This is a genomic window from Streptomyces melanosporofaciens, assembly GCF_900105695.1.
GTDB classification, from domain to species: domain Bacteria; phylum Actinomycetota; class Actinomycetes; order Streptomycetales; family Streptomycetaceae; genus Streptomyces; species Streptomyces antimycoticus.
Window position 1 is genome coordinate 3,061,173 of record NZ_FNST01000002.1, and the last position, 26,838, is coordinate 3,088,010.

Genomic DNA, 26,838 nt, shown 5'->3' on the forward strand with positions numbered 1-26,838 from the left:
CGCCCTGGCCCGGACGGTGAACGGGCCGGTGCGCACCTCCGCCGTGAGATCCGCGATCTCACCGCTCAGGGCGCATCGCACCACGCGCGCCCCCTGGGCGGAGGCCACCCGCCGGGCAAGACCGCAAGCCGTACGAGCCCCCTCCAAACCGTGGTCCGCCGCCGCGAGCACCGCCAGATCGGCGGCTCCGCCCGCCCGATGGCGCGCCACCATGGCCTGCCCGGCCGCCAGTACGGCCGCGAACACCGCGCACAGGGCCGTCGCGGCCAGCGCCGCCCAGACGGTGGCCGACCCCCGGTCGTCCGTCCTTCTCACGGCGCCGCCTCCCGGGCCGCACCATCCGCGTCCACCGCGCCCACCGTGTCCTCGGCGAGCGCTGCCGCCTCGCCGCGCAGATTCACCGCCAGCGGACCGGGACCGGCGGCATGCGTCCGGACCCGCACCCGCACCAGGTCCCCCTCCTGCCACAGCTCGACCCGCGCTCCATCGGGTGCGGCCGAGCGGGCGGCGGCCATCGCGTCCGCCCTCGGCTCCGAACGCGCCGCCGCCCTCGCCCCTGCCCTGGCCGCGTCCACGCACTGAAGCTGCGCGGCCGCGGCCATCAGCCCCCAGATCAGCATCAGGGCGAACAGCGCCAGCACCGGCAGCGCGACGGCCGTCTCCGCCGTGACGAAGCCGCTGTCCCGCCCCGTGCGCCGGGTTCTTGGGACACCCCGGGGTCCTAGGACGCCTCGGGCCCTCGGGACGCCCTGGGCCCATAGGAGGCCGCAGGCCCTCGGGAGGCCATGGGTCCTCGGGAGGCCCGGAGTCCATGGGGCGCCCCGGGTCCTTGTGACGCCCCGGAGCCCTGGGACGCCCCGCGCGTCGCTCCTGGCGCGCGGGCCCGTCCGCTCCGCCGTCCCCGGCGCCTCAGAACTGCGCATCGAGCGCCCGTCCGATGACCGACTGCAGCGCGCCGCTGACGGTCCCGCTGGTCACCACCTTGTAGAGCACCGCGGCGAAACCGCATGCCGCGATCGTTCCCATCGCGTACTCGGCGGTGGCCATGCCCGCCTCGGCCTTCGCACGCGCCGCCGCGTACCGCCGTACCCACCACTGCTTCACCATGTCGGCCCCCCTTGTCCCTGTCCGCGGTGTCACTGACCGCGGTTCCTCGTTGGTCGTTCGTCGTTCGCCGTGCTGTGTCGTGCCGCTGTCGTTCGCTGGTGTGGTTGGTGCTGGTGTGATTGGTGGTCTCGCCGGTGTTCAGGGGCCGTCGCCCATCAGGCCGCGGGCCAGCCCGATCATCACCGGGGCCAGACCGACCAGCAGGAACGCGGGGAGGAAGCAGCCGGCGAGCGGTGCGTTGACCAGCACACCGGTGCGATCGGCCCGTCTCATCGTCTCCCGCCCCTGCGCGGCCCGGCACTCGGCCGCCAGCCGGGACACCGGCTCCACCGCCGGAGCGCCCGTTGTCCCGGCGCGTTCCAGGGCGCGCGCCAGCCCTTGCGCTCCAGGCAGAGCCCCGATGCGCCCCCAGGCATGGGCCGGTTCGCCTCCCAGCCGCAGCTCCGCCGCGGTCTGGGCAAGCCGCTCACCGACCGGGCCGCCGAGCGAACCTCCCACCGCCTCCGCCGCCTTCCGCGGGCCCGCTCCGGCCGCCAGGCAGGCGGTCAGCAGATCGGCGGCCAGCGGGACTTGGCGCGCGGCGAGCGCGTCGAGGTGCCGGTCACGGCCGGAGCGCCCGGCAGTCGCGCGGCGGTGCCGCTGCCAGCGCCAGAGGCCCCAGGCCGCGATGAGCCCCAGCACCCACCCCGGTGGCCCTCCGACGAGGACGACGGCGATCGTCACAGCCCCGCACGGCGCGGCCCAGAGGGGCAGCGCGCCCGCAGTGGCCCCGGCGCGCCAGCGCCGCCACGGCCGGGCCCTCCTCGGCCACCCGGGCCGGGCCCTCCTTGGCCGCCCGTCCTCCGCGCCCGGAAGCAGCGCCGCCAGCCGTCGTCGGGCGCCCCGCTCCCGATGGGCCTCGACCATCGCCATCACCGTGTAAAGGGCGGCCGCCAGGAAGGACAGCGAAATCCCCAGGCTGTGGACAACTTCAGCGCTCATCGGCCACCGGCCGCCCCGGCTCACGCGCCGCCCGCACCATCCGGCCGGTCCACACCAGGCCCGCCCACTCCAGCAAGCCGCCCGCCAGAAGGCAGCTCAGCCCGGTCGGGGTGTGCAGCAACTCATGCAGTGGATCGGAGCCCAGCAGACCGCCCAGCACCAGTCCGACGACGGGCAGCACCGCCAGTGCGACGGCGGTGGCCTTGGCTCCCGCCAACTTGGCGTCCAGGCTCTCCCGCTGGTCCCGCTCGGCGCGCAGCGCCGCCGCCACCCGGTCGAGACCCGCCGCCAGCCCCGCTCCCTCGTCGACCGCCACCTGCCAGCAGGCCGCGACCCCGGTCAGCCCCTCGGCACCCGGCAGCCGGGCCACCCTCCGCAGCGCGTCCGGCACTTCACCGCCGAACCGGGCCGCGGCCGTCACCAGCCCCCAACGCTCCCTCAGGTGCCCCGGGTCCACCGCCAGCAGCGCCTCGCCGGGATGCCGCCCGGCCCGCAGCTCGCCCGCCACGGTGGCGCACAGGTCGATCACCCCGGCGGCGCGCCGCACACGGTCCCGCTCGCGCCGCCGGGACCGCAGCCACCGGCCGACGACCGGAGTGGCCACCATCGCCCCGAGCAGCGGCAGAATCGACGAGCCCAGCAGCGCGATCACACATCCGACCGGCAGGCACAGCAGCTCACGCCCCATCCGCCCGCCGTACCCGACTCGCCAGCGCTCCCGCAGCCAGGCGGTCGTCTCGGACAGCCGCCGCACCGGGCCGGGCCCCGCCGGCTCGACGGGTCCGCCGCCCGCGAACAGCACCCTTACCCGGCGCAGCTCCCGGTCCCGCCCGGCGAGCAGCCATACGGCCGCCCCCGCGCACAGCATCGCGGCGCACAGCGCCAGCGCCCCCTGGTCCGCTCCCGCGCCCGTCATGCCGCGCCTCCGCCCCGTGCGCACAGCCGCTGGAGCCGCTGCCAGCCCGCCGCCCGTTCGAAGCCCTCCGGGCTCCAGACGGCCGCGGGGACGGTCGTGACGAAGCCCGACCGGTCCCGGTCCAGCACATGCAGCTCGGCGATCCTGCGCCGTCCGCCGCGGTCCCGCACCAGATGGACCAGGACCGACAGCGCCGCCGCCAACTGGCTGTGCAGCGCGGCCCGGTCCAGACCGGCGGTCGAGCCGAGCGCCTCCAGCCGCGCGGGAACGTCGGCCGCCGTATTGGCGTGGACGGTGCCACAGCCGCCCTCATGGCCGGTGTTCAAGGCCCCCAGCAGATCGGTGACCTCGGCGCCTCTCACCTCCCCGACCACCAGCCGGTCGGGGCGCATCCGCAGCGCCTGCCGCACCAGATCCCGCAGGGTGACCTGGCCTCGGCCCTCCTGGTTGGCAGGGCGGGTCTCCAGCCGGACCACATGCGGGTGGTCGGGCCGCAGCTCGGCCGAGTCCTCGGCGAGGACGATCCGCTCCTGCGGGCCGACCAGCCCCAGCAGGGTGCTCAGCAGCGTTGTCTTGCCCGAGCCCGTGCCGCCGCTGATCAGGTAGGACAGCCGGGCGTCCAGCATGGCCCGCAGCAGCTGCGCGCCGCCCGGCGGCACCGTCCCGGCCGCCTCCAGCTCCGCGAGGGAGAAGGCCCGGGGGCGCACTACTCGCAGCGACAGACAGGTCGAGCCGACCGCGACCGGAGGGAGCACCGCATGCAGCCGTGTCCCATCCGGCAGCCGGGCGTCCACCCACGGCCGGGCGTCGTCCAGCCGCCGCCCGGCCACCGCGGCAAGCCGCTGCGCGAGCCTGCGCACGGCAGCCGCGTCCACGAAGGTGACGGTTGTGCGCTCCAGCCCCGAGCCCCGGTCCACCCACACCTCATCGGGGGCGGTGACCAGGACGTCCGTGACATCGGCGGCGGCCAGCAGCGGCTCCAGGGGCCCGGTGCCGACCAGCTCCGAGCGCAGCGCCTCCACCACCCCGAGCACCTCGGTGTCGCCGAGCAGCCGCCCCTCCTCACGCAGGGCCGCCGCCACCCGGGCGGGCGTGGGCTCCGCGCCGCTCCCGGCGAGCCGCAGCCGCACCGCGTCCAGCAGATCCGGCGATACGACGCTCATGCGGTGACACCTCCCTCGTCGGCGAGGGCACGCGCCCAGAACTCCGCGCAGAACCGGCCGAGTGGTCCGCGGGGGCTGCCGCCCGGGGGCTCCCCACCCTCGAACGCCTCCGCCAGACCGGGCTCCGGCGGCAGCTGACCGGCCAGTGGCAGCCCGAGCAGCCCCGCGATCTCCTCGTCGGCAAGCTCCGGTCCGCATGGCCCCCGCACCACCGCGCGCAGGTCCCGCAGCACCATGCCCACCATGGACGCCACCCGGTGGGCGGCCGCGACCGCTCGCAGCTCCGCCGGGACGACCAGCAGCCCGAGGTCGATCTGGGCCAGGGCCTCGGCCGCCGCGTCGTCGACGCGGCGCGGCAGATCCACCACCACGACCCCGCCGCGCCGCCTGGCCGCGGCCAGCACCGCCCGCATCGCGGAGGGCGGGATGACGACCGAATCGCCGCGGTCCCAGCTGAGCACCCGCAGCGCGTGCAGCTCGGGCAGCGACTCCTCCAGAGCGCTTCCGGCGACCCGCCCCCGCGACTCGGCGAAGGCGGGCCATCTCAGCCCCTGCACGCCCTCGCCGCCGAGCAGCACATCGAGCCCGCCGCCCAGCGGATCGCCGTCGATCAGCATGGTGCGCCGTCCGGAGCGGGCCGCGGTGACCGCCAGGGCGCAGGCGAGGGTGGAGGCGCCCGCGCCGCCGCGGCCGCCGATGACCCCGATGGTCAGGGCCTGCCGGCCCACGCCCTCGGCGACATCGGCGATCCGGTCCACCAGCCAGGTCTCGGCATCGGGCAGGAACGCCACGTTGTCCGCGCCGAGCGCCACCGCCCGCCGCCAGATGCCGTGGTCGTCCAGATCGCGCCCGATGAGCAGCACCCCTTCTCTGCGGGCCCGGTCGCACAGCCGGGCGGCCGAGTCGTCGCCGACCAGAATCAGCGGTGCGGCCTCCCAACTGCCCCGGCGGGTGAGCGCGCCATGTGCCACTTCCGGTTCGGCTCCGGCCGCCGCGCACAGCCGCAGCAGATCGTCGAGAAGCTCCTCGTCCTCGGTGACGATGAGCGGTCTGCTCCGTTGTCCTTCGGCCGCCGAAGGGCGTTCCGGTGTGATGGATGCAGTCACGATCCCCTCCCATATCCGTTACGCGCTCTCACTTCCGCGAACAGCGAGTGCGAGCACCGCGGAGAATCACCGTGCTGCGATCCAGAAAATCTTGGGGATCTTGGTCCAAAACTGTGGACAACTCATCACTTGTGAATATCCCAGTCACCTAAAGCAGTGACTTCCGGAGAGCAGCCTAGCGATTACTTACGGTTACCGCTCAAGCTGTGGAGAGCCGGGGCCACACGGGCCCGAGGGAGGGGAGCAAGATCTCGTGAGAACGCCGAAAATGCGTCCGGACATGCGACGACCCCCGCCGGGGGGAGAGCGGGGGTCGTCCCCACGGCCGACTCGGGGGGGAGGAGTCGGGCCGGGTTAGCACGGTCGCGAACGATCCGTGACTTCCATGGTGTACCCGAGAGCCTTCTCAGGCAAACCCACGCGCCTGAGCTTACGCCGAATGGTGGGCCCTATGCTCGGCGTCGTGGAAAACCACTCCTTGCCCCGGACAGCCGCCTTCTTTGACCTGGACAAGACGGTCATTGCGAAGTCAAGCGTGTTCACCTTCAGCAAGTCCTTCTACCAGGGTGGTCTGATCAACCGCCGCGCTGTACTGCGTACCGCCTATGCGCAGTTCGTCTTCCTCGCCGGCGGCGCCGATCACGACCAGATGGAGCGGATGCGCGCGTACCTCTCGGCGCTCTGCCGCGGATGGAATGTCCAGCAGGTGAAGGAGATCGTCGCCGAGACCTTGCACGATCTGATCGACCCCATCATCTACGACGAGGCCGCCTCGCTCATCGAGGAGCACCACATCGCCGGCCGCGATGTGGTGATCGTCAGCACCTCCGGGGCGGAGGTGGTCGAGCCGATCGGTGAGCTTCTGGGCGCGGACCGCGTGGTGGCCACCCGCCTGGTCGTCGAGGACGGGGTGTTCACCGGAGAGGTGGAGTACTACGCCTATGGCCCGACCAAGGCGGAGGCGATCGCCGAGCTGGCGGAGTCGGAGGGCTACGACTTGTCACGCTGTTACGCCTACAGCGATTCGGCGACCGATCTCCCGATGCTGGAGGCGGTCGGCCACCCTCATACGGTCAACCCGGACCGGGCGCTGCGGCGCGAGGCGGCGGCCCGCGGCTGGCCGGTTCTCTCCTTCGACCGCCCGGTCCGGCTGAAGCAGCGCAGGCCCTCGCTCCCCATGCCGCCCCGCCCGGTGCTCGCCGTGGCTGCGGCCGTCGGCGCGGCCGCCGCCACCGCCGGGCTGGTGTGGTACACCAATCGGCGCCGCGCCCTTTATGCCCGCGTTTAGGGGTAATAGCAAAGATCTACGGCGAGGGGTTCCGCTTGGCCTCTCGCAGGAGTACAAAGGAATCGACGGCCCGCGAGACCAGGGGTATCCGGGAGGAAACCCTCAGACGCCAAGGCCCCACGGACCGAGCACAGATGCTGAGCACCCACGCGACGTCGACCCGTCGATTACGGGCCAGCCGCACCAGGTGACGGGCAGAAGTTCCCGACCTGATGGGCGAATGAGATTGCACGCATGGTAACCCGGTAGCTGTGCCAGCGGCGGTGCCCACGGGTACCGCCGCAACTCTTGTCAGGCGTCAGGCCGCCCCGCGCTGCAGGGCCTCGCAGACCGCCGTGGACTCCCGCACGCCGAGCTCAACCGCCCGTCCGCAGTGCGCGATCCACACCGCCATGCCCTCCGGCGTTCCGGACGCATAGCCCTCCAGCGCCGCCATGTACGGCGCGACGCCCAGCTCCGCGTACCCCACCTCGGCCGGGCAGATCGACTTCGGATCGAGGCCGCTGCCGACCAGCACGATCCGTTCGGCCGCGCGCGCCACCAAACCATTGCGGGAGACAAAGGGCCGCAGGGCGAGCAGTTCACCATGCACCACCGCCGCCGCCACCAGCGCTGGAGCCTCGCTTCCCGCGAGCAGCAGCCGGGCCAGCCCATCGAGCCGCCCCGCCACCTCATCCGCGTCCGGCAGCGGCAGATCGGACCCGATCAGCGGCTCGTCCACCGGCTCACCCGACTGCCGGGGGCGTCCGACCCCCTCGTCGCCCTCCACCCCGCCCGCCGCGACCAGATGCAGCCGGGCCAGAACACGCAGCGGCGACTGACGCCAGATGCTCAGCAACTGCCCCGCCTCGGCGGTCAGCCGCAGCGCCGCCCCCACCGTGCGCGGCTCGCCCTCGGCCCCGAAGTCGGTACGGCGGCGCACCTCTTCCAGCGCCCAGTCCGCACCGGCCAGCGCGGCGGAGCCCCGCGCCCCGCGCAACGCCGCCTCGGAGGTGACCTCATTGCTGCGGCGGCGCATCACCCGGTGCCCGTAGACCCGGTCCACGGCGTTCCGTACGGCGTTGACGGACTCGGCCACACCGGGCAGCGCCGCCAGGGCGGCGAGCGGATCAGCTGACGTACTCATGAGTACGACACTACGCACACCGCACCCGGCACCCCTCGTTGGAGTGGTGTTCTTCACGTAAATCCCGCATGGTCCGCGATCACTCACCTACGCTAGGTGAACATGAAGATCGCTTTCGTAGGCAAGGGTGGAAGCGGCAAGACCACGCTGTCGTCGCTGTTCATCCGCCATCTCGCCGCCGCCCACGCCCCTGTCGTCGCCGTCGACGCCGATATCAACCAGCATCTGGGCGTCGCGCTCGGACTCGACGAGGCAGAGGCCGCCGCACTGCCCGCCATGGGCGCCCATCTCCCGCTGATCAAGGACTACTTGCGCGGCACGAACCCCCGGATCGCCTCCGCCGAGACCATGATCAAGACGACTCCGCCGGGCGAGGGGTCGCGGCTGCTGCGGATCGGCGAGGACAACCCCGTCTACCAGGCATGCGCCCGCACCCTGCGACTCGACGACGGGGCGGTGCGGCTGATGGCGACCGGCCCCTTCACCGAATCCGATCTCGGCGTCGCCTGCTACCACTCCAAGGTCGGCGCGATCGAGCTGTGCCTGAACCATCTCGTCGACGGACCGGGCGAGTTCATCGTCGTCGATATGACGGCGGGCAGCGACTCCTTCGCCTCCGGCCTCTTCACCCGCTTCGACATGACGTTCCTGGTGGCCGAGCCCACGCGTAAGGGCGTCTCCGTCTACCGCCAGTACAAGGAGTACGCCCGCGATTTCGATGTGGCGCTCCGGGTGGTCGGCAACAAGGTGCAGGGACCGGACGACCTGGACTTCCTCCGTGCGGAGGTGGGCGATGACCTCCTGGTCGCGTTCGGCCACTCCGATTGGGTCCGGGCGATGGAGAAGGGTCGTGCGCCCCGGTTCGAGGAGCTCGAGGAGACGAACCGCGACGCGCTGCGGACTCTGCGGGACGCGGTGGACGCCTCGTACGAGCGGCGCGACTGGCAGCGGTACACCCGTCAGATGGTGCACTTCCACCTGAAGAACGCGCAGAGCTGGGGGAACGCGAAGACGGGTGCCGATCTGGCCGCCCAGGTCGACCCCGCCTTCGCGTTGCGGGAGTTCGCGCCGGAGGAGGGTTCGGCGGCTGCTCCCGCTCCCGCTTAGGGCACGGCCTGCTCGGCGGCCAGGTAGCTCTTCCAGCCGCCCGGCGGCCGCTTCCCGACGTCCAGCACCCGCAGCTTCTCGAGGACGCGGGGGTTCTGCGCATCCAGCCAGTCGGCCAACTGCTTGAAGGAGACGCAGCGCACTCCCTTGCGCGGGCACACCTCCTTGATGACGTCCTCCACGGCGCGCATATACGTTCCGCCGTTCCAGGACTCGAAGTGGTTGCCGATGAACAGCGGCGCCCGGTTGCCCTCGTACGCCCGGTCGAAGGCGGCGATCAGACCGTCGCGCATCGGACGGCCCCAGGTGGAGCGCTTGGGCCGCTTGCCCGCCTTCTTGCGCGGCTTGTTGGCGAGGAAGTTGTAGTCCATGGAGAGCGTCTCGAACGAGCGGCCCGGTACGGGGATCTGCTGCAGCGGGAAGTCCCAGATGCCGTGGATCTTACGAGGCCAGATCTGCAGCCCGCCGGGCGAGCTCGCGTCATAGCGCCATCCCAGCTTCGCGGCCGCCCGGATCAGCTTCTTCTGCCCCTCCAGACAGGGCGCACGGCCGCCGATGAGTTCCTTGCCGTAGTCGAAGGGGAGCGGTTTCTCATGCTCCAGACCGGAGTTGGTCTTCCAGTTCTCGACAAACGACTCGGCCTGCTCGATCTCGCTGGTCCACTGCCGCGCCGACCAGCTGCCGACTCCGCGCTTGCGTCCGCAGAAGTGGCCGTTGAAGTGGGTGCCGATCTCATTGCCGTCCAGCCAGGCGCCGCGGAGCTGCTCCACCGTGGCCTTGATGCCCTTGACGTCGTTGAAGCCGATGGACGAGGCGCCGCGCCGATGCCTGGGCGGATCGTAGAGGTACCGCTTCTCCGCGGGCAGCAGGTACACGCCGCTGAGGAAGTACGTCATCGTCGCGCCGTACTTCCTGCCGACCGCGCGGAAGTGGGAGAACAGCTTGCGTTTGTCCTGGCCGGCGCCGTCCCAGGAGAAGACGACGAACTGCGGTGGTCTCTCGCCCGGTTCAAGCCGCTCGGCCTTCGGCTGATGGGGCTGCGGGCCGGTGTCGGAGGTCGATCCGTCGCCGATGAGCCGCACCGCCTTGGGGGCCTTGTCGGGGTGGTTCGGCGCCCCCGGACCCTTCTGAGGGCCGTCCCTGTCGTGGCGCGGGCCCGCGGTGCCGCCCGGCCCATGGGTCTGGGCGGTGTCCCCTGAGCAGCCGACCGGCATGGAGAGCGCCACCACCGCGGCCAGCAGTGCAGTGACGTTTCTTCTGGTCCGCATACCGCCACCTCGCCCCTCGTGTCCCGTGCTGCTTCCAGGAGATCCGGCCGGATGGGAGCCAACCTCGCACGGACCGAGGAAAGGACAGAGGATGACAAGGCGTTTTAAATGACTATTCACCCCATAGGGGGAATAGCGGCTCACTCCCCCCAAAAGACTTCCCAGCGACTTTACTCAGCATTACGATTCATTTACCAACGCTTGGGATTCAGTACCGCAGTACGCCGTGACCCACCGCCGCGGCCCTATCCGCGACCGAAGGCCCCCGGAGGAGACGGGAATATTGAAGCTCTTGGACCGGATCCACCGGGTCTCCCGCCGCAGACACGGAGATCTCTCCACCTCGGCCATCCTCATCCTGTTCGCCGCTCCTCTCTCACTGGTTGTCGCCCCGGCCTCACTGGGCATCGCATTGGCCTGCGGCGCCTCTCTCCGAGCCGACCTCGTGGCCGCAGCCGCGGTCCTTGCGGTCGCCCTCCTCGCGGTCACTCCGCTCACGGCGCTCCGCCGGTCCTCGGGCTCCGGGCGGGCGACGGCCGATGGACGGCCGGCGCGGCGGATCGCGGAAGCGGGCGGCGCCCGGGCCTGCCGGCCGTGGACACCTTGGCGTGATCACCACTGCACCCGTCCCGCCGCGGCGGCCGCGGGCGCCGACGGGCACGCTGGCGGTCAGCTGCTCGGCGGGGTGAGCGCGTTCCAGCGCCATACGGCACCGCTGGTCCGCGACGAGCTGGCCCGGCTGGCGCGGGAGGGGCAGCGACCCAGCCAGCTGTTCCTCACCTGCGCCGACTCCCGCCTGGTGACCAGCATGATCACCTCCAGTGGCCCCGGCGACCTGTTCACCGTGCGCAATGTCGGCAATTTGGTGCCACCATCGGGCGCCGATGGCTCCTGCGACTCGGTGGGCGCGGCGATCGACTATGCGGTGGAGGTCCTGAAGGTCAGCAGCATCACGGTGTGCGGGCACTCCGGATGCGGTGCGATGCATGCGCTGCTCGGCTCATCGGCGCCGCCCCGGACGCCGTCCCAGCCCGGCGCCGGGGCATCCGCCGGCGGGGACCCGACGCCGCAGGAGCACTCGCCACAGGAGCGCTCACCACTGGACCGCTCGCCGCTGGAGCGCTGGCTGCGCCACGGCGGACCGGCGCTGGCGCGGATGGAGCGGATCGGTCGGCTGGGGCGCGGCGAGGTCGCCCTGTCGAGCCGGCCGATCGCCGATGATGTGGAGCGGCTGGCGCTGGTCAATGTGCGACAGCAGCTCGACCATCTGATGGACCACGCCTGCGTAGCACGGCGGGTGGCGGAGGGCGGGCTGGCGCTGCATGGCATGTATTTCCACGTGGCGGAGGCGCAGGCGTATGTCCTGGACACGGGCTCGGGGAGATTTTTGCCCGTCCGTCCGGGCCATGACGCGCCCATCTCCGCCTGCCTCGCCACCCCGGCCCCCGCCCACGCCGGTAGCGGTCATTCCGGCGTCGCGGAGCGGGGAGGCGACCCCGTCCAGGGGGCCCCGGAGCTGGAGCGGTGACATAGACCATGACAGGTCTAAACCAATTTTCGGCGACAGCCCTTGTCAGGGTGTGCCGTTGGCTGATGAGCTATGGCCTGGGACACAACGGACACCCTGGGAATGGGAGATGTCGTGAGTAACGAGAGCCTGGCCAACCTTCTTCGGGAGGAGCGTCGCTTCGCGCCGCCCGCCGAGCTGACCGCGAACGCCAATGTCACGGCCGAGGCGTATGAGCGGGCGAAGGCGGACCGCCTGGGCTTCTGGGCCGAGCAGGCCCGTCGGCTGTCATGGGCGACCGCGCCGACCGAGACACTCGACTGGTCGAACCCGCCGTTCGCGAAGTGGTTCGCCGACGGCAAGCTCAATGTGGCGTACAACTGCGTCGACCGGCACGTCGAGAACGGTCTGGGCGACCGGGTGGCGCTCCACTTCGAGGGCGAGCCCGGCGACACCCGCTCCCTCACCTATGCCGAGCTGCAGCGGGAGGTCTCCCAGGCGGCCCACGCGCTGACCGAGTTGGGGGTCCAGTCGGGCGACCGGGTCGCCATCTACATGCCGATGATCACGGAGACCGTGGTCGCGATGCTGGCCTGCGCCCGCATCGGCGCCCCGCATTCGGTGGTCTTCGGCGGCTTCTCGGCCGACGCTCTCGCCACCCGCATCCAGGACGCCGACGCCCGCGTCATCATCACCTCGGACGGCGGCTACCGACGCGGCAAGCCTTCCGCGCTCAAGCCCGCCGTCGACGAGGCGCTCACCCGGCCCGGCACCGAGAACGTGCGCAGTGTGCTGGTCGTCCGCCGCACCGGCCAGGAGGTGGGCTGGCACGAGGGCCGCGACGTCTGGTGGCACGAGATCGTGGAGCGCCAGCCGGAGCAGCACACCCCCGAGGCGTTCGACGCCGAGCACCCGCTGTTCATCCTCTACACCTCGGGTACGACCGGAAAGCCCAAGGGCATCCTGCACACCTCCGGCGGCTACCTCACCCAGGTCTCCTACACCCACCACGCCGTCTTCGACCTCAAGCCGGAGACCGACGTCTTCTGGTGCACCGCGGACGTCGGCTGGGTCACCGGTCACTCGTACATCGTCTACGGCCCGCTCTCCAACGGCGCCACCGAGGTGCTCTACGAGGGCACCCCGGACACCCCGCACCAGGGCCGCTGGTGGGAGATCGTGCAGAAGTACGGGGTCACCCTGCTGTACACCGCCCCGACCGCGATCCGCGCCTGCATGAAGTGGGGCGACGACATCCCGGCCAAGTTCGACCTCTCCTCACTGCGCATCCTCGGCTCCGTCGGCGAGCCCATCAACCCCGAGGCGTGGGTCTGGTACCGCAAGCACATCGGCGCGGACACCACACCCGTCGTCGACACCTGGTGGCAGACCGAGACCGGCGGCATCATGATCAGCCCGCTGCCGGGCGTCACCGCGACCAAGCCCGGTTCGGCCCAGGTCTCGCTGCCGGGCATCGCCGCCACCGTCGTGGACGACGAGGCCAATGAGGTGGCGAACGGCCATGGCGGCTATCTGGTGCTCACCGAGCCGTGGCCGTCCATGCTCCGCACCATCTGGGGCGATGACCAGCGCTACCTGGACACCTACTGGTCCCGCTTCGACAAGCGCTACTTCGCGGGCGACGGCGCCAAGAAGGACGACGACGGCGACATCTGGCTGCTCGGCCGGGTCGACGATGTGATGCTGGTGTCCGGCCACAACATCTCCACGACCGAGGTCGAATCGGCGCTCGTCTCGCACCCCAAGGTCGCCGAGGCGGCGGTCGTCGGCGCCACCGACCCGCAGACCACCCAGGCCATCTGCGCCTTCGTCATCCTGCGCGGCGGCGCGGCCGAGGACGATGGCCTGGTCGAGGAGTTGCGGGCGCATGTCGCCAAGCAGCTCGGCCCGATCGCCAAGCCCAAGCGGATCCTGCCGGTGGCCGAGCTGCCCAAGACCCGCTCCGGCAAGATCATGCGCCGTCTGCTGCGCGATGTCGCGGAGAACCGCGCGCTGGGCGATGTCACCACGCTCACCGACTCCTCCGTCATGGAGCTGATCCAGAGCAAGCTGCCCTCCGCCCCCAGCGAGGACTGATCCGGCCCACCCCAGGGCCGGCACACCGCAGGCGCCACAGACGTCACAGACACCACAGACGCCAAGGGCACTAAAGGGGCCACATCAGCAGCAGGCTCCACATCAGCACCACATGAGCGAGGGGCGTTCCCGCCAGGCGGGGGCGCCCCTCGCCGTGATGGCCGCAGGTGGCTGTCGCATAAGAATTACGACAAGATGAGGGGCGGGAGCGCCGGGAAGTCTGGTCGGCATACGCCACACGTGTATCCGCACCACCTACCCACCCAGGAGGCCCGCCTGTGGCCGCGCCCACCAGCCGCAAGTTCCTCGGACGCCTGTCGCTGCCCGAGCGGACGTTCGTCACCGACGCGCTGCGCACCGAGACCGTCGGCGGTGTGGTCCTCCTCGTGGCCGCCATCGTGGCGCTGATCCTCGCCAACACCCCGCTCAGCGGCCTCTACGGCGACATCAAAGACTTCTCCTTCGGCCCCCGGGCGCTGCATCTGCACCTCTCGGTCGCCTCCTGGGCCACCGACGGCCTGCTCACGATCTTCTTCTTCGTCGCCGGTATCGAGCTCAAGCGCGAACTGGTCGCGGGCGAGCTGCGCGACCCCAAGGCGGCCGCGCTGCCCGTGATCGCCGCCGTCTGCGGCATGGCCGTGCCCGCGCTCGTCTATGTCGCCGTCAGCGCGAGCGGCGGTGGCAGCCTCGAGGGCTGGGCCGTGCCGACCGCCACCGATATCGCCTTCGCGCTCGCCGTCCTCGCCGTGCTCGGCACCGCCCTGCCCGCCGCGCTGCGCGCCTTCCTGCTCACCCTCGCGGTCGTCGACGACCTCGGCGCCATCCTGATCATCGCGATCTTCTTCACCCAGCACATCAACTTCATCGCCCTGGGCCTGTCCATCGCCGCGCTTGTCCTCGCCTGGCTGCTGCACCGCAAGGGCGTCCGGACGGCCTGGATCCATCTCCCGCTCGCCGTGGTGGTCTGGGCGCTGATGCACGCCAGCGGTGTGCATGCCACCATCGCCGGCGTCGCGATGGGCCTGATGCTGCGCTGCACCGTGCGGGAGGGCGAGCAGCGCTCCCCCGCCGAGCGCGTCGAGCACCGGCTGCGCCCTGTGTCGGCGGGCGTGGCGGTGCCGCTGTTCGCCCTGTTCGCGACCGGGGTGCCGCTCTCCGGCGGCGCCCTGGCGGATGTCTTCTCCCGCCCGGAGACCCTCGGCGTCGTCCTCGGCCTCGTCGTGGGCAAGGCCGTCGGCGTCTTCGGCGGCTCCTGGTGCGCCGCCCGCTTCACCAAAGCCGAGCTGAACGAGGATCTGGCCTGGGCCGATGTCGTCGCCGTGGCCGCCCTCGCCGGAATCGGCTTCACCGTCTCCCTCCTCATCGGCGAACTCGCCTTCCCCGCCGATCCCACACTTGCCGGGGAAATCAAGGCGGCGGTCCTCATCGGCTCCCTGACGGCCGCCCTGTTCGCCGGCATCCTCCTCAAGCTGCGCAACACCACGTACCAGCGGCTGTGTCAGGAGGAGGAGCGGGACGAGGACATGGACGGCATCCCGGACGTCTATGAGCTGGACAGCCCCGAATACCACCTGCGGATGGCCGCCATTCACGAGGCTAAGGCCGCCGAGCACCGGCGGCTTGCCGAAGTGGCCGCCGCAAACGACTCCGGCGACGATGGTCCGGCATGATCTGAGAGGCTTGACGCCCGCAGAAATGCGCAGAAGACGTAGCAAGCACAGAAGACGTACCAAGCAAGACGTACCAAGCGCGGACGGCGCAGCACGAGCGAAGACGCACAAGAGCAGAGGGAGATGGCGATGAGCGCAGCCGACGACGGCGGCAACCGCAGCCTCGGCCAGCTGGTGGCGACGGCGACCACCGAGCTGTCGGCGCTGATGCACGACGAGATCGCGCTGGCCAAGGCCGAGCTCCGGGTGGGGGCCAAGAAGGCCGCGGTCGGCAGCGGCGCGGGGATGGCGGCGGGGGTGCTGCTGCTGTTCTCGCTGCCGGTGCTGAGCTTCGCCCTCGCCTACGGCATGCGCGCCTGGACCGGCCTCGGCCTCGCCTGGTGCTTTCTGATCGTGGGCGGTATCTACTGGCTGTTCGCCGGGATCCTGGGGCTGCTGGCGCTGTTGAAGTTCAAGAAGGTCAAGGCCCCGAAGCGGTCGATCGCCTCGTCCAAGGAGAGCGCCGCCGTGCTGGGGAGCGTCAAGCCGCATCCGCGTGCCGAGAGCAATGGCGGACGCTCCGTGCGGGATATGACACGCTCCTCGGCATGACCGTCCCTGATACCTCCGCGTCGGTCGTACGGCTCGACGGCCCCTGGACCCACCGGGATGTCGCGGCCAACGGCGCGCGGTTCCACATCGCCGAGCTGGGTGACGGCCCGCTGGTGCTGCTGCTGCACGGCTTTCCGCAGTTCTGGTGGACCTGGCGGCACCAGCTGCCCGCGCTCGCCGACGCCGGCTACCGCGCGGTCGCGATGGATCTGCGCGGGGTGGGCGGCAGCGACCGTACGCCCAGGGGCTACGACCCGGCCAACCTCGCCCTCGACATCACCGGTGTGATCCGTTCGCTGGGTGAGCCGGACGCCGCGCTCGTCGGCCATGACCTGGGCGGTTACCTGGCGTGGACGGCCGCGGTGATGCGGCCGAAGCTGGTGCGGCGGCTCGCGGTGGCCTCGATGCCGCACCCCCGCCGCTGGCGCTCGGCGATGCTGGCGGACGTCAAGCAGAGCGCGGCCAGCTCCCATGTGTGGGGCTTCCAGCGGCCCTGGCTGCCCGAGCGCCGGCTGGTCGCGGACGACGCGGCGGCCGTGGGGCGGCTGATCCGGGAGTGGTCCGGGCCGCGGCTGCCCGAGGACGAGGCCGTGGAGGTCTACCGGCGGGCGATGCGCATCCCTTCGACCGCGCACTGCTCGATCGAGCCGTACCGCTGGATGGTGCGGTCGCTGGCACGGCCGGACGGTTTCCAGTTCAACCGGCGAATGAAGCGGCCGGTGCAGGTCCCGACCCTGCATCTGCACGGATCACTCGACCCGGTGATGCGGACCCGCAGCGCGGCGGGCTCCGGGGAGTACGTGGAGGCCCCGTACCGCTGGCGGCTCTTCGACGGGCTCGGCCACTTCCCGCACGAGGAGGACCCCCGGGCCTTCACCTCTGAGCTGATCAACTGGCTGAAGGACCCCGAACCCGACCGCTGAGCGGCGTCGGCCGTACGCATTCCGACCGCGCGACGACGGTTGAGCGAACATCTGTTTTTCGAACAGCCAATTGCCTGGAGCATAGGCCAATTGCCGCAGCCACCGGCGATTACGGACCTTGGGTCAGGGGCAGACACCGAGGTATGGGCTGGACGCACGACTACCGTGACGCACCAAACAGCCGCGGCCCCCAGGCCGCCGCTACTGCCAATGCCGCGCTGAGTGTTTCCGAGCGGGGCGGCTCCGGGCCTACCCAAGGCCATGACCCGAACCTCGGGATTCCCCGCATCATCCGCCGCCGGGCCCGGTGGGTCTCGGCGCGGTTGCGCCATCCACGCAGCCGCTAGCAGTACCTCCGGCGCGGCACAGGGCCCCGGCGACACCGGAAACCCCTGGTAGCACGCTCGGTACCACCGGATCACCCCGCTCTGGAGGGCCTCTCCGCTCTGGAGGGCCACACTCCGCCGGGCGCATCCGCTCCGGAGGGCATATCCCTCGGCCACCGCGCTAGAGGGCACACCCCTGGCTGTCCACCGGCTGGTCGGCCGTACGCCCCTTCTCGATGTCCTCGCTCACCTCGTCCGCCGTCAGCGCGTACCCGGTGTTGGCATCGTCGAGGGACTTGGCGAAGACCACGCCGTACACCCGCCCCTGCGGGGTGAGCAGCGGACCGCCGGAGTTGCCCTGCCGCACGGTCGCGTACAGCGAGTACACATCGCGGTGCACGGTGGAGCGGCGGTAGATGTCGGGGCCGTTGGCCTCGATACGGCCGCGGACGCGGGCGGCGCGCACATCGAAGGCGCCGTTCTCCGGGAAGCCGGCGACGATCGCGCCGTCACCGGAGCGCGCGTCGTCCTGGGCGAACTGGAGCGCCGGGGCCTGCAGCGAGGGCACATCGAGGACCGCGATATCGCGCTTCCAGTCGTAGAGCACGACCTTGGCGTCGTACAGCCGGCCCTCGCCGCCTATCTGTACGGTCGGGTCGCTGACGCCGCCGACGACATGGGCGTTGGTCATGACCCGGTTCGGTGCGAAGACGAAGCCGCTGCCCTCGAGGACCTTGCCGCAGCTGGGGGCGGTCCCGACGACCTTGACGATGCTCTCCTGAGCCCGCGTGGCCACCGGGGACTGGGCGAGCGCGGGATCGGGCTGCGGCACCGAGGTGATCGGCTCATTGGCGAACGGCGAGAAGACCTGCGGGAAGCCGTTCTGCGCGAGCACGGACGAGAAGTCGGTGAACCAGGTGTTCGCCTCGTCCGGAACGACGCGGGAGACCCCGAGCAGCACCTTGGAGTCACGGACCTCCCTGCCCAGGGTGGGGAGCGAGGTCTGGGCCACCAGGGAGCCGATCAGCCAGGACACCAGCAGCATCGCCAGGACGTTCACCAGCGCGCCGCCGGTGGCGTCCAGGGCGCGCGCCGGTGACCAGGTGATGTACCGCCGCAGCTTGTTCCCCAGGTGAGTGGTGGCGGCCTGGCCGACCGAGGCACACACGATCACCAGGACGATCGCCACCACGGCACCGACCGTACCGGGGGAGGTCTTGTCGGATGTGCCGTCCCATATGAGCGGCAGCAGATAGACCGCGATCAGCCCACCCCCGATGAACCCCGTCACCGACAGCACGCCGACGACGAAGCCCTGGCGGTAGCCGACGACCGCGAACCATACGGCGGCGAGCAGCAGCAGGATGTCCAGCACATTCACCGGAACACCGTCTCACGCGCGCCAGTCGAGTGAGACGTGCTTGGCGCGGTCCCAAGGTCGTTCCCACCCCGCGAAATGCAGGATGCGATCGATCACTCCGGCGGTGAAGCCCCAGACCAGAGCGGATCCCACCAGGAAGGCGGGCCCCTGGTGGCCGCTGGGGTGGACGGTCGTGGCCCGGTTCGCCGGGTCCGTGAGATCCGCCACGGGAACCGTGAAGACCCGGGCCGTCTCGGCCGGGTCCACGGCCCCGACCGGGCTGGGCCGACGCCACCAGCCGAGCACCGGGGTGACGACGAAACCGCTCACCGGGATGTAGAGCCGCGGCAGCACGGCGAAGACCTGCACCCCCGAGGGGTCGAGCCCCGTCTCCTCCTCGGCCTCGCGCAGCGCCGCGCGCAGCGGGCCCTCCTCGTCCGGATCCCCGTCCTCCGGATCGAGGGCACCGCCGGGGAAGGAGGGCTGGCCGGCGTGCGAGCGCAGCGAGCCGGAGCGCTCCATGAGGAGCAGCTCCGGGCCGTCGGCGCCCTCGCCGAAGAGCACCAGCACGGCGGAGGGGCGGCCGCCGCCCTGCGGGGGCGGCAGGAACCGGCTCAGCTGACGCGGCTCGATCGTCTCGGCCAGCCGCGCCACCGGCAGCAGCCACTCGGGCAGCCCATGGGCGCTGACCTCCACATCCCCGCCGTACGTGCTCGTCACTCGGCGGCCCCCAGGGGGGCGGCGGGACGGCCGGGGTAGTCGGACGGCGGGCGCAGGCGCTGGCCCGGCTGGCCACCCATCTCGTACTTCAGCAGCTTCTTCGCCTTGTCCGGATCGGTCTCGCCCTCCCCGTACGCAGGGCAGAGCGGGGCGATCGGGCAGGCGCCGCACGCGGGCTTGCGGGCGTGGCAGACGCGGCGGCCGTGGAAGATGATGCGGTGCGAGAGCATCGTCCACTCGCGCTTGGGGAAGAGCGCGGCGATCTCCGCCTCGACCTTCTCGGGGTCCTCCTGGGCGGTCCACTTCCAGCGCCGCACCAGCCGCCCGAAGTGGGTGTCCACGGTCAGGCCCGGCACCCCGAAGGCATTGCCGAGCACCACATTGGCCGTCTTACGGCCGACACCGGGCAGGGTGACCAGATCCTCGAGCCGACCAGGGACCTCGCCGCCGAAGCGGTCGCGCAGGGCGGCGGACAGGCCCAGCAGCGATTTGGCCTTGGCGCGGAAGAAGCCGGTCGGCCGGATCAGCTGCTCCAGGGCCTCCGGGTCGGCCGCCGCCATGTCCTCGGGCGTCGGATAGGCGGCGAAGAGCGCGGGGGTGGTCTGGTTGACCCGCAGATCGGTGGTCTGGGCGGACAGGACCGTGGCCACCAGCAGCTGGAAGGGGCTCTCGAAGTCGAGCTCGGGATGGGCGTACGGATACACCTCGGCGAGCTCGCGGTTGATACGCCGGGCGCGGCGGACGAGGGCGAGCCGGGACTCGGGGCGGGCGCCCTTCGAGCCCTTGACCGATTTATGCGGCTTCGCGGCTTCTGCCGACTCAGCGGACTCTTGTTCGCCCACAGCGGAATTACGAGGTGCGGTCACCCGTCCGGCCCCCTTGCCCTGTGCTCTCACCGGCGTATTGGACACCCGGCCAGCCTAAGCCCACCCACTGACATCCGCCCCGGCCACCGTGAAGAGGTCCCCAATCGGACCCCTGCCGCACAGCCCGGCAGGCCAGTGCGTCAAACTTGTGATTGATCGCACTGTTTTACCGTCCGGCATCATGGGGACGTCGGTCCCCTGTGCATGTCGACAAGGAGAGACTCGTGGACGACGTTCTGCGGCGCGCCCCGCTCTTCGCGGCGCTCGATGACGAGCAGGCCGCTGAGCTGCGCGCCTCCATGGGAGAGGTCACCCTCGCGCGGGGTGACGCGCTCTTCCACGAAGGGGACCCCGGCGATCGCCTGTACGTGGTCACCGAGGGCAAGGTGAAGCTCCACCGCACCTCTCCCGACGGCCGCGAGAACATGCTCGCCGTGCTCGGCCCCGGCGAGCTGATCGGCGAACTGTCGCTTTTCGACCCCGGCCCGCGTACCGCCACCGCCACCGCCCTTACCGAGGTCAAGCTGCTCGGCCTCGGCCACGGCGATCTGCAGCCCTGGCTGAACGCCCGGCCCGAGGTCGCCTCCGCGCTGCTGCGCGCGGTCGCCCGGCGCCTGCGCAAGACCAACGACCAGATGTCCGACCTCGTCTTCTCCGACGTTCCCGGCCGGGTCGCCAGGGCCCTGCTGGACCTGTCGCGCCGCTTCGGCGTGCAGTCGGAGGAGGGCATCCACGTCGTCCACGACCTGACCCAGGAGGAGCTGGCCCAGCTGGTCGGCGCCTCCCGCGAGACCGTCAACAAGGCGCTCGCCGACTTCGCGGGCCGCGGCTGGCTGCGGCTGGAGGCGCGCGCGGTGATCCTGCTGGACGTCGAGCGGCTGGCCAAGCGCTCCCGCTGACCCGGACGGAACCGCCGGACGGAACGGATACGCGAAAACGGAACGTAACGGCCCCGCCGGGATTCCGGCGGGGCCCTTACGGCGCTCCCGAACGGGCTGGAGCCCCTACGAGCTCCAGGAAGAGCGACCTCAGATCAGCCCGTGCTCGCGCAGATAGTCCAGCTGGGCCCGCACCGACAGCTCCGCCGCCGGCCACAGGGACCGGTCCACGTCCGCGTACACCCGCGCCACGACCTCCGAGGGAGTCCGGTGACCGTCCTCGACGGCCGTCTCCACCTGCGCGAGGCGGTTGGCGCGGTGCGCGAGGTAGTACTCCACGACGCCCCGGGCGTCGTTCAGCACCGGCCCGTGCCCCGGCAGGACCGTGTCCACCCCGTCGTCCACCGTCAGCGAGCGCAGCCGCCGCAGCGAGTCCAGATAGTCGCCGAGCCGCCCGTCCGGATGCGCGACGACGGTCGTGCCCCGCCCGAGCACCGTGTCGCCCGTAAGGACCGCGCCATCGGCCGGAAGGTGGAAGGACAGCGAGTCGGCGGTGTGGCCGGGCGTGGGCACCACCCGTAGCTCCAGACCGCCGGTGGTTATGACGTCCCCCAGCCCCAGCCCCTCGTCGCCCAGCCGCAGCGCCGGATCCAGCGCCCGTACGGACGTGCGCGTCAGCTCGGCGAAGCGCGCCGCGCCCTCCGCGTGGTCCGGGTGGCCATGGGTGAGCAGGGTCAGCGCGATCCGCCTGCCCGCTCGCTCCGCGGTCGCGATGACGTCCTTGAGGTGTGCGTCGTCGAGCGGCCCGGGGTCGATGACGACGGCGAGGTCGGAGTCGGGCTCGGCGACGATCCAGGTGTTGGTGCCGTCCAGCGTCATGGGCGAGGCGTTCGGCGCCAGGACGCAGAAGGACCGGTCGGTGGCCGGGCCGCCGATGCTGCCCCCACGCGGCTGGCCGGGCAGAGCGGATGCGTACGTCATGCGGAGGGTCCCCCCGTGGCTCCCGGGATGTGCTTGGTGAACTCATCATGACCCGGCCAGCTCAACACCAGTTCACCGTTTTCCACCCGCGCCTGGGCCAGCACCGGCGTCAGATCCCGGTCCGCCGCCGCGGCCAGTACGTCGGCGACCGAGCCATGGGCCGCGAGCTGGCGCAGCGTCGCGATCGTGGGCGGCATCATCAGCAGCTCGCCCCGGTCGTAGCCGTCGGCCGCGTCGCCCGGGCGGATCCAGACGGTCCGGTCCGCCTCCGTGGAGGCGTTACGGGTGCGCTGCCCCCGCGGCAGCGCAGCCACGAAGAACCAGGTGTCGTAGCGGCGCGGTTCGAACTCCGGGGTGATCCAGCGCGCCCAGCAGCCCAGCAGGTCCGAGCGGAGCACAAGCCCCCGGCGGTCCAGGAACTCCGCGAACGACAGATCCCGGGCGACCAGCGCCGCGCGGTCCGTCTCCCAGTCGTCCCCCGTCGTGTCCGCGACCACGGTGTGCGGCGTGGGGCCCGCGAGCAGGACCCCCGCCTCCTCGAAGGTCTCGCGGACCGCCGCGCACACGATGGCCTGAGCCCGCGTCGCCTCGCTCGGGTCCAGGCCCAGCCGCCGCGCCCACCGCGCCCGCGAGGGACCGGCCCAGGTGACCATCCGCTCGTCGCGCGGGTCCACGGAACCACCCGGATAGGCGTACGCGCCTCCGGCGAAGGCCATGGAGGCGCGTCTGCGCAGCATGTAGACGGCGAGCCCGTCGGCCCCTCCGGCCGCGTTCCACAGGCTCTCTGGGGGCGTTTCAGAGCCTTCCGGGGCCTCCGCGGGCTCCGGCACCGTGTCGAGCCTCTCCGGTGCGTCGAGCTCCTCCGGTGAGTGCTCCCCGTCCCCGCCCTGTGCCTCCTGTGGGGTGTCCTGCCCGTCCGTTCCGTCCGGTCCGTCCCGCAGCAGCAGCACGGTGGCGGCCCGGCGCGGTGTCACCGGTGTGAGCTCGCCCGCCGACAAGAGGCGGATCCGCTCTGGCCACTCGGGTGGATACCACTGGCCATTCGTAGTGGACATGGCCGGATGCTATGCGCTTACGGGCTGATGTTCGAGTGGCACCGGCGGCACCACGCCGGGGCCGGCCCGCGCACCGGCGGTCACACCGGTCCGCGCCCACCGGCCCACCGGCACGGCCCGCCCACGGGTCCGGCCCCCCAGTCCGCGACTTCGAGGCCCGTCGGTCGGCGACCTCGGCCCTCGCTAGTCGGCGACCTGGACGCTCGCTAGTCGGCGACCTCGACCTGGATCTCGACCTCGACCGGCGCGTCCAGCGGCAGCACCGCCACGCCCACCGCGCTGCGCGCGTGCACGCCGGCGTCGCCCAGGGCCTCGCCCAGCAGCTCGCTCGCGCCGTTGACGACACCCGGCTGGCCGGTGAAGTCCGGTGCCGAGGCGACGAAACCGACGACCTTCACGACACGCACGACCCGGTCGAGGTCACCGACGACCGACTTCACGGCGGCCAGCGCGTTCAGCGCACAGGTGCGCGCCAGCTCCTTGGCCTCCTCCGGGGTCACCTCCGCGCCGACCTTGCCGGTCACGCCCAGCTTCCCCTCGACCAGCGGCAGCTGGCCCGAGGTGTAGACGTACGGACCGGTGCGCAGCGCGGGCACATACGAGGCCAGGGGCGCCGCGACCTCGGGCAGCTTCAGGCCGAGCCCGGCGAGCCTGCCCTCGACGGTGCCGCCCGCCATCAGCCCTTCTCCCGCTTCAGGTAGGCCACCAGCTGCTCAGGGTTCGGCCCGGGGACGACCTGGACCAGCTCCCAGCCGTCCTCGCCCCAGGTGTCAAGAATCTGCTTCGTGGCGTGTACGAGCAGCGGTACGGTCGCATATTCCCACTTGGTCATGGGGCCGACTGTAATGCCTCTCCGCCGGGCCCTGGTGCGTAGGGCGAGGGGCGACTGGTTAGGCTCCCCAGTGTGAGCAGGCTCCATGTCGTCAGCGGTAAGGGCGGAACCGGCAAGACCACGGTCGCCGCCGCACTCGCGCTGGCCCTCGCGGCCGAGGGCAGGCGCACCCTGCTGGTCGAGGTCGAAGGCCGTCAGGGCATCGCACAACTCTTCGAAACGGAGCCGCTGCCCTACGAGGAGCGGAAGATCGCCACCGCGCCGGGCGGCGGGGAGGTGCACGCTCTGGCGATCGACCCGGAGTTCGCACTTCTGGACTACCTCCATATGTTCTACAAGCTGGGCTCGGCCGGACGCGCCCTCAAGAAGCTGGGCGCGATCGACTTCGCGACCACCATCGCCCCGGGGCTGCGGGACGTCCTGCTGACCGGCAAGGCGTGCGAAGCGGTGCGCCGTAAGGGCAAGGACGGCCGCTTCGTCTACGACTCCGTGGTCATGGACGCGCCGCCCACCGGCCGCATCACCCGCTTCCTGAACGTCAACGACGAGGTGGCGGGGCTGGCCCGGACCGGCCCGATACACAACCAGGCACAGGCCGTGATGCGCGTCCTGAAGTCGCCCCAGACGGCGGTCCACATGGTGACCCTGCTGGAGGAGATGCCGGTCCAGGAGACCGCGGACGGCATCGCCGAGCTGCGCGCCGACGGCCTCCCGACGGGCGGGGTCATCATCAACATGGTGCGCCCCGCGGTCCTCGACCACGAGGCCGTCGAGGCCGTCGCCAACGGGCAGCGCACGGCCGTCGCCAAGGCGCTCTCCCAGGCGGGCCTGGGCGGTGCGCGCCGCGGCGGCATGGCCGAGCGGCTGGTCGACCCGCTGCTGGAGCAGGCGCGGGAGCACGCCGAGCGGGTGGCGCTGGAGCGGGCGCAGCGCGCCGAGCTGACCGGCCTGGGGCTGCCGCTGCACGAGTTGGAGCTCCTTACGGACGGCATCGACCTGGCGGGGCTCTACCGACTCGCGACGGACCTGCGCAAGCAGTGGCCGGCGTGAGCGGCGCCCGCCGTAAGGGCGCCACGGACAACGAGTCGTACGCAGGAGGCGGCATGGGCATGGACGTGGCACCCGGGCTGGACATCGACGTCCTGCTGGACGATCCGCAGACCCGCATCGTGGTGTGCTGCGGCTCCGGCGGCGTCGGCAAGACCACCACCGCCGCCGCCCTGGGCGTACGGGCCGCCGAGCGCGGCCGTAAGGTCGTCGTCCTCACCATCGACCCGGCCCGCCGGCTCGCCCAGTCCATGGGCATCGACGCGCTCGACAACATCCCGCGCCGGGTGGAGGGCATCGGCGACGGGAACGGCGGCGAACTGCACGCCATGATGCTGGACATGAAGCGGACGTTCGACGAGTTCGTCGAGGCGCACGCCGACCCCGAGCGCGCCCGGGCCATCCTCGCGAACCCCTTCTACCAGTCGCTCTCGGCCGGTTTCGCGGGCACGCAGGAGTACATGGCCATGGAGAAGCTCGGCCAGCTCCGGGCCCGCGACGAATGGGACCTGATCATCGTCGACACCCCGCCCAGCCGGTCGGCGCTGGACTTCCTGGACGCGCCGAAACGTCTCGGCTCCTTCCTGGACGGGAAGTTCATCAAGGTCCTGATGGCGCCGGCGAAGGTGGGCGGCAAGGCCGGGATGAAGTTCCTGAACGTGGGCGTGTCGATGATGACGGGCACGGTCAGCAAGGTGCTCGGCGGGCAGCTGATGCGCGACGTTCAGACGTTTGCTGCCGCGATGGACACCATGTTCGGCGGATTCCGTACTCGCGCGGAGGCCACCTACCGGCTACTGCAGGCTCCCGGTACCGCCTTCCTCGTGGTGGCCGCACCCGAGCGGGACGCCCTGCGGGAGGCCGCGTACTTCGTCGAACGCCTGGCCGCGGACCAGATGCCGCTGGCCGGGCTGGTGCTGAACCGGGTACACGGCAGCGGGGCCGAACAGCTTTCCGCGGAACGGGCGTTGGCCGCCGCGGAGATCCTTTCCCTGACGGGCGACCCCGCGGATCCGGCGGATCCGGGCGATGCGCTCGCGAACGCGGCGGAGGGAAGCGATCCGGCCAAGAACGATACCGGGGCAGAAAATCTTGCCGACGGCGGATTTGTCGATCCCCCCTCAGGGAATGCTCAAGCGCGGAACCCCTCGGCAGCGGACCCCGACGTCTCCCCCACGTCGGCGGACACGTCGGCGGAGCGGCTCGCCGCGGGCCTGCTTCGGCTGCACGCGGAGCGTATGCAGGTGCTCGGACGCGAGCAGCGCACACACGACCGCTTCACGGCTCTCCACCCCGAGGTTCCGGTGGCCCAAGTGGCCGCACTCCCTGGCGACGTACACGACTTGGCAGGGCTGCGAGCGATCGGCGATCGCCTCGCGGTTCCACTGGAACGGACCAAACGCGCGGGCTGAGTCGGTGCCCGCGCGGCGGTCGGCAGCGCGCATGAACGCGCATAAAGGAGACGCAGCAGACGCACGGCAGGCAGCGCGCATAACAGACAGCGGTGATGGACCGTGACGGACGGCGGCGTCGTGCCGCGGTGACCGGCATCGGTGACCATCGCCGAGACAGGCAGACGCGCCGAGGCAAGCCGAGGAAGCAGACGCGCGGGCGCGCGTAGCGGGCCTTGGCGGACACGGCGACCCAGCAAGCGGCGCATGGCACCCGGCGGCGCACACACGGCACACGGCAGGCCACAGTCACCGGCGGCGCAGAGCGTCACCAGTGGCGCAGGTGGCGGCAGATCGATCGCAGATCGATCGCAGCCCATCACAGACCAGCCGCAGACCAACCCCCGGCCCGCATCGATCCGTTAGCCCGCGTCACCCATGTCACTCGCGCCCCACGGCCGACCGCGGCCCTGGCCGCGGTCGTGCTCGGAGGCGTGCGCGTACTCGTACCCGCCCCTGACAAGGCGCGCCG

Annotated in this window: 25 protein-coding genes and 2 pseudogenes; 11 read left to right on the plus strand and 16 right to left on the minus strand. The window is 71.5% G+C overall.

From position 1 onward, the window contains the following. Nucleotides 1-48: 48 nt before the first annotated feature. The 7 genes and pseudogenes from BLV72_RS49845 to ssd all read right to left on the minus strand — a co-directional run. Nucleotides 49-315, minus strand: a pseudogene (locus BLV72_RS49845) (Rv3654c family TadE-like protein); the annotation flags it as partial. After that, on the minus strand, nt 312-647 hold the full coding sequence (locus BLV72_RS49850; protein ID WP_244321404.1) for a TadE family type IV pilus minor pilin: 336 nt from the start codon (nt 645-647) through the stop codon (nt 312-314). The pseudogene BLV72_RS49845 and the gene BLV72_RS49850, both read right to left, overlap by 4 nt. Nucleotides 648-909: 262 nt before the next feature. Then, nucleotides 910-1,107 (minus strand): DUF4244 domain-containing protein, encoded by a 198-nt coding sequence (locus BLV72_RS15525; RefSeq protein ID WP_059142404.1) that lies wholly within the window; start codon nt 1,105-1,107, stop codon nt 910-912. 138 nt (nt 1,108-1,245) lie between these two features. After that, nucleotides 1,246-2,088: a type II secretion system F family protein gene (locus BLV72_RS15530; protein WP_093470363.1), complete on the minus strand. Its 843-nt coding sequence runs from the start codon at nt 2,086-2,088 to the stop codon at nt 1,246-1,248. Beyond that, on the minus strand, nt 2,078-3,004 hold the full coding sequence (locus tag BLV72_RS15535) for a type II secretion system F family protein (RefSeq protein ID WP_093462925.1): 927 nt from the start codon (nt 3,002-3,004) through the stop codon (nt 2,078-2,080). The genes BLV72_RS15530 and BLV72_RS15535 overlap by 11 nt, the downstream gene beginning before the upstream one ends. Further along, nucleotides 3,001-4,167, minus strand: a complete 1,167-nt coding sequence (locus tag BLV72_RS15540; RefSeq protein WP_093462927.1) for a TadA family conjugal transfer-associated ATPase — start codon at nt 4,165-4,167, stop codon at nt 3,001-3,003. The genes BLV72_RS15535 and BLV72_RS15540 overlap by 4 nt, the downstream gene beginning before the upstream one ends. Continuing rightward, a complete protein-coding gene (ssd, locus tag BLV72_RS15545) occupies nt 4,164-5,273 on the minus strand; it encodes a septum site-determining protein Ssd (protein ID WP_093462929.1) in 1,110 nt (369 codons plus the stop codon). Before ssd ends, BLV72_RS15540 begins: the two co-directional genes overlap by 4 nt. Before the next feature lie 451 nt (nt 5,274-5,724). Between ssd and BLV72_RS15550 the strand changes: the two genes are divergently transcribed. Next, nucleotides 5,725-6,561, plus strand: a complete 837-nt coding sequence (locus BLV72_RS15550) for an HAD family hydrolase (protein ID WP_093462930.1) — start codon at nt 5,725-5,727, stop codon at nt 6,559-6,561. 298 nt (nt 6,562-6,859) lie between these two features. On the opposite strand, the gene BLV72_RS15555 is transcribed toward BLV72_RS15550, so the two are convergent. Further along, nucleotides 6,860-7,687: a Fic family protein gene (locus BLV72_RS15555; RefSeq protein WP_093462932.1), complete on the minus strand. Its 828-nt coding sequence runs from the start codon at nt 7,685-7,687 to the stop codon at nt 6,860-6,862. A gap of 102 nt (nt 7,688-7,789) precedes the next feature. Between BLV72_RS15555 and BLV72_RS15560 the strand changes: the two genes are divergently transcribed. Then, nucleotides 7,790-8,794: an ATP-binding protein gene (locus tag BLV72_RS15560; RefSeq protein ID WP_093462933.1), complete on the plus strand. Its 1,005-nt coding sequence runs from the start codon at nt 7,790-7,792 to the stop codon at nt 8,792-8,794. Here the strand turns inward: BLV72_RS15560 and BLV72_RS15565 are convergent. Further along, nucleotides 8,791-10,062 carry a polysaccharide deacetylase family protein gene (locus BLV72_RS15565; RefSeq protein WP_093462935.1) on the minus strand — a complete coding sequence of 424 codons (1,272 nt, stop codon included), beginning with the start codon at nt 10,060-10,062 and terminating at the stop codon, nt 8,791-8,793. The two genes, BLV72_RS15560 and BLV72_RS15565, sit on opposite strands and share 4 nt — an antisense overlap. A gap of 523 nt (nt 10,063-10,585) precedes the next feature. Between BLV72_RS15565 and BLV72_RS15570 the strand changes: the two are divergent. The 6 genes and pseudogenes from BLV72_RS15570 to BLV72_RS49855 all read left to right on the plus strand — a co-directional run. Beyond that, nucleotides 10,586-11,590: pseudogene (locus BLV72_RS15570) on the plus strand (carbonic anhydrase); the annotation flags it as partial. Between the two features lie 114 nt (nt 11,591-11,704). Then, entirely contained in the window at nt 11,705-13,666 is a 1,962-nt protein-coding gene (gene acs, locus BLV72_RS15575; RefSeq protein WP_093470365.1) for an acetate--CoA ligase, read from the plus strand. Nucleotides 13,667-13,944: 278 nt separating this feature from the next. Beyond that, nucleotides 13,945-15,336 (plus strand): Na+/H+ antiporter NhaA, encoded by a 1,392-nt coding sequence (gene nhaA / locus BLV72_RS15580; RefSeq protein WP_093462936.1) that lies wholly within the window; start codon nt 13,945-13,947, stop codon nt 15,334-15,336. Between the two features lie 129 nt (nt 15,337-15,465). Beyond that, nucleotides 15,466-15,927 carry a phage holin family protein gene (locus BLV72_RS15585; RefSeq protein ID WP_059142389.1) on the plus strand — a complete coding sequence of 154 codons (462 nt, stop codon included), beginning with the start codon at nt 15,466-15,468 and terminating at the stop codon, nt 15,925-15,927. Next, nucleotides 15,924-16,850, plus strand: coding sequence for an alpha/beta fold hydrolase (locus BLV72_RS15590; RefSeq protein ID WP_093462938.1), 927 nt, complete (start codon nt 15,924-15,926; stop codon nt 16,848-16,850). The genes BLV72_RS15585 and BLV72_RS15590 overlap by 4 nt, the downstream gene beginning before the upstream one ends. Before the next feature lie 143 nt (nt 16,851-16,993). Further along, nucleotides 16,994-17,197 carry a hypothetical protein gene (locus BLV72_RS49855; protein WP_078642266.1) on the plus strand — a complete coding sequence of 68 codons (204 nt, stop codon included), beginning with the start codon at nt 16,994-16,996 and terminating at the stop codon, nt 17,195-17,197. A 160-nt stretch (nt 17,198-17,357) separates the two neighbouring features. Here the strand turns inward: BLV72_RS49855 and BLV72_RS15600 are convergent, their stop codons facing one another. Genes BLV72_RS15600 through nth form a run of 3 tightly spaced genes read right to left on the minus strand, consistent with a single transcriptional unit; the run spans nt 17,358 to nt 20,098 of the window. Continuing rightward, nucleotides 17,358-18,557, minus strand: coding sequence for a MarP family serine protease (locus BLV72_RS15600; RefSeq protein WP_093462939.1), 1,200 nt, complete (start codon nt 18,555-18,557; stop codon nt 17,358-17,360). Between the two features lie 12 nt (nt 18,558-18,569). After that, on the minus strand, nt 18,570-19,256 hold the full coding sequence (locus tag BLV72_RS15605; RefSeq protein ID WP_174887386.1) for an NUDIX hydrolase: 687 nt from the start codon (nt 19,254-19,256) through the stop codon (nt 18,570-18,572). Continuing rightward, nucleotides 19,253-20,098, minus strand: coding sequence for an endonuclease III (gene nth / locus BLV72_RS15610; RefSeq protein WP_425288377.1), 846 nt, complete (start codon nt 20,096-20,098; stop codon nt 19,253-19,255). The genes BLV72_RS15605 and nth overlap by 4 nt, the downstream gene beginning before the upstream one ends. A gap of 248 nt (nt 20,099-20,346) precedes the next feature. Between nth and BLV72_RS15615 the strand changes: the two genes are divergently transcribed. Beyond that, on the plus strand, nt 20,347-21,021 hold the full coding sequence (locus BLV72_RS15615) for a Crp/Fnr family transcriptional regulator (RefSeq protein WP_014061749.1): 675 nt from the start codon (nt 20,347-20,349) through the stop codon (nt 21,019-21,021). Nucleotides 21,022-21,150: 129 nt separating this feature from the next. Here BLV72_RS15615 and BLV72_RS15620 read toward each other — a convergent pair whose 3' ends face one another. From BLV72_RS15620 to sp36, 4 genes are all read right to left on the minus strand, one after another. Further along, on the minus strand, nt 21,151-21,981 hold the full coding sequence (locus tag BLV72_RS15620; RefSeq protein WP_093462942.1) for an MBL fold metallo-hydrolase: 831 nt from the start codon (nt 21,979-21,981) through the stop codon (nt 21,151-21,153). Continuing rightward, nucleotides 21,978-23,036, minus strand: coding sequence for an NUDIX hydrolase (locus BLV72_RS15625; RefSeq protein ID WP_093462944.1), 1,059 nt, complete (start codon nt 23,034-23,036; stop codon nt 21,978-21,980). The genes BLV72_RS15620 and BLV72_RS15625 overlap by 4 nt, the downstream gene beginning before the upstream one ends. A 206-nt stretch (nt 23,037-23,242) precedes the next feature. Beyond that, nucleotides 23,243-23,713 (minus strand): RidA family protein, encoded by a 471-nt coding sequence (locus BLV72_RS15630; protein WP_059148184.1) that lies wholly within the window; start codon nt 23,711-23,713, stop codon nt 23,243-23,245. Beyond that, nucleotides 23,713-23,868: a Sp36 family protein gene (sp36, locus tag BLV72_RS15635; RefSeq protein WP_020870215.1), complete on the minus strand. Its 156-nt coding sequence runs from the start codon at nt 23,866-23,868 to the stop codon at nt 23,713-23,715. The genes BLV72_RS15630 and sp36 overlap by 1 nt, the downstream gene beginning before the upstream one ends. Before the next feature lie 72 nt (nt 23,869-23,940). Here sp36 and bagA point away from each other — a divergent pair, with 72 nt between their 5' ends. Together bagA and bagB are read left to right on the plus strand one after the other, a co-directional pair. Next, nucleotides 23,941-24,918, plus strand: a complete 978-nt coding sequence (gene bagA, locus BLV72_RS15640; protein WP_059148185.1) for an ATPase BagA — start codon at nt 23,941-23,943, stop codon at nt 24,916-24,918. A 53-nt stretch (nt 24,919-24,971) separates the two neighbouring features. After that, nucleotides 24,972-26,327, plus strand: a complete 1,356-nt coding sequence (bagB, locus tag BLV72_RS15645; RefSeq protein WP_093470366.1) for an ATPase BagB — start codon at nt 24,972-24,974, stop codon at nt 26,325-26,327. Nucleotides 26,328-26,838 lie beyond the last annotated feature (511 nt).

Coding starts and splice junctions, on each gene's coding strand:
- BLV72_RS15525 (WP_059142404.1), bottom strand. CDS start 1,107: ATGGTGAAGCAGTGGTGGGTACGGCGGTACGCGGCGGCGCGTGCGAAG.
- BLV72_RS15530 (WP_093470363.1), bottom strand. CDS start 2,088: ATGAGCGCTGAAGTTGTCCACAGCCTGGGGATTTCGCTGTCCTTCCTG.
- BLV72_RS15535 (WP_093462925.1), bottom strand. CDS start 3,004: ATGACGGGCGCGGGAGCGGACCAGGGGGCGCTGGCGCTGTGCGCCGCG.
- BLV72_RS15540 (WP_093462927.1), bottom strand. CDS start 4,167: ATGAGCGTCGTATCGCCGGATCTGCTGGACGCGGTGCGGCTGCGGCTC.
- BLV72_RS15550 (WP_093462930.1), top strand. CDS start 5,725: ATGCTCGGCGTCGTGGAAAACCACTCCTTGCCCCGGACAGCCGCCTTC.
- BLV72_RS15555 (WP_093462932.1), bottom strand. CDS start 7,687: ATGAGTACGTCAGCTGATCCGCTCGCCGCCCTGGCGGCGCTGCCCGGT.
- BLV72_RS15560 (WP_093462933.1), top strand. CDS start 7,790: ATGAAGATCGCTTTCGTAGGCAAGGGTGGAAGCGGCAAGACCACGCTG.
- BLV72_RS15565 (WP_093462935.1), bottom strand. CDS start 10,062: ATGCGGACCAGAAGAAACGTCACTGCACTGCTGGCCGCGGTGGTGGCG.
- BLV72_RS15585 (WP_059142389.1), top strand. CDS start 15,466: ATGAGCGCAGCCGACGACGGCGGCAACCGCAGCCTCGGCCAGCTGGTG.
- BLV72_RS15590 (WP_093462938.1), top strand. CDS start 15,924: ATGACCGTCCCTGATACCTCCGCGTCGGTCGTACGGCTCGACGGCCCC.
- BLV72_RS49855 (WP_078642266.1), top strand. CDS start 16,994: ATGGGCTGGACGCACGACTACCGTGACGCACCAAACAGCCGCGGCCCC.
- BLV72_RS15620 (WP_093462942.1), bottom strand. CDS start 21,981: ATGACGTACGCATCCGCTCTGCCCGGCCAGCCGCGTGGGGGCAGCATC.
- BLV72_RS15625 (WP_093462944.1), bottom strand. CDS start 23,036: ATGTCCACTACGAATGGCCAGTGGTATCCACCCGAGTGGCCAGAGCGG.
- BLV72_RS15630 (WP_059148184.1), bottom strand. CDS start 23,713: ATGGCGGGCGGCACCGTCGAGGGCAGGCTCGCCGGGCTCGGCCTGAAG.
- sp36 (WP_020870215.1), bottom strand. CDS start 23,868: ATGACCAAGTGGGAATATGCGACCGTACCGCTGCTCGTACACGCCACG.
- bagB (WP_093470366.1), top strand. CDS start 24,972: ATGGGCATGGACGTGGCACCCGGGCTGGACATCGACGTCCTGCTGGAC.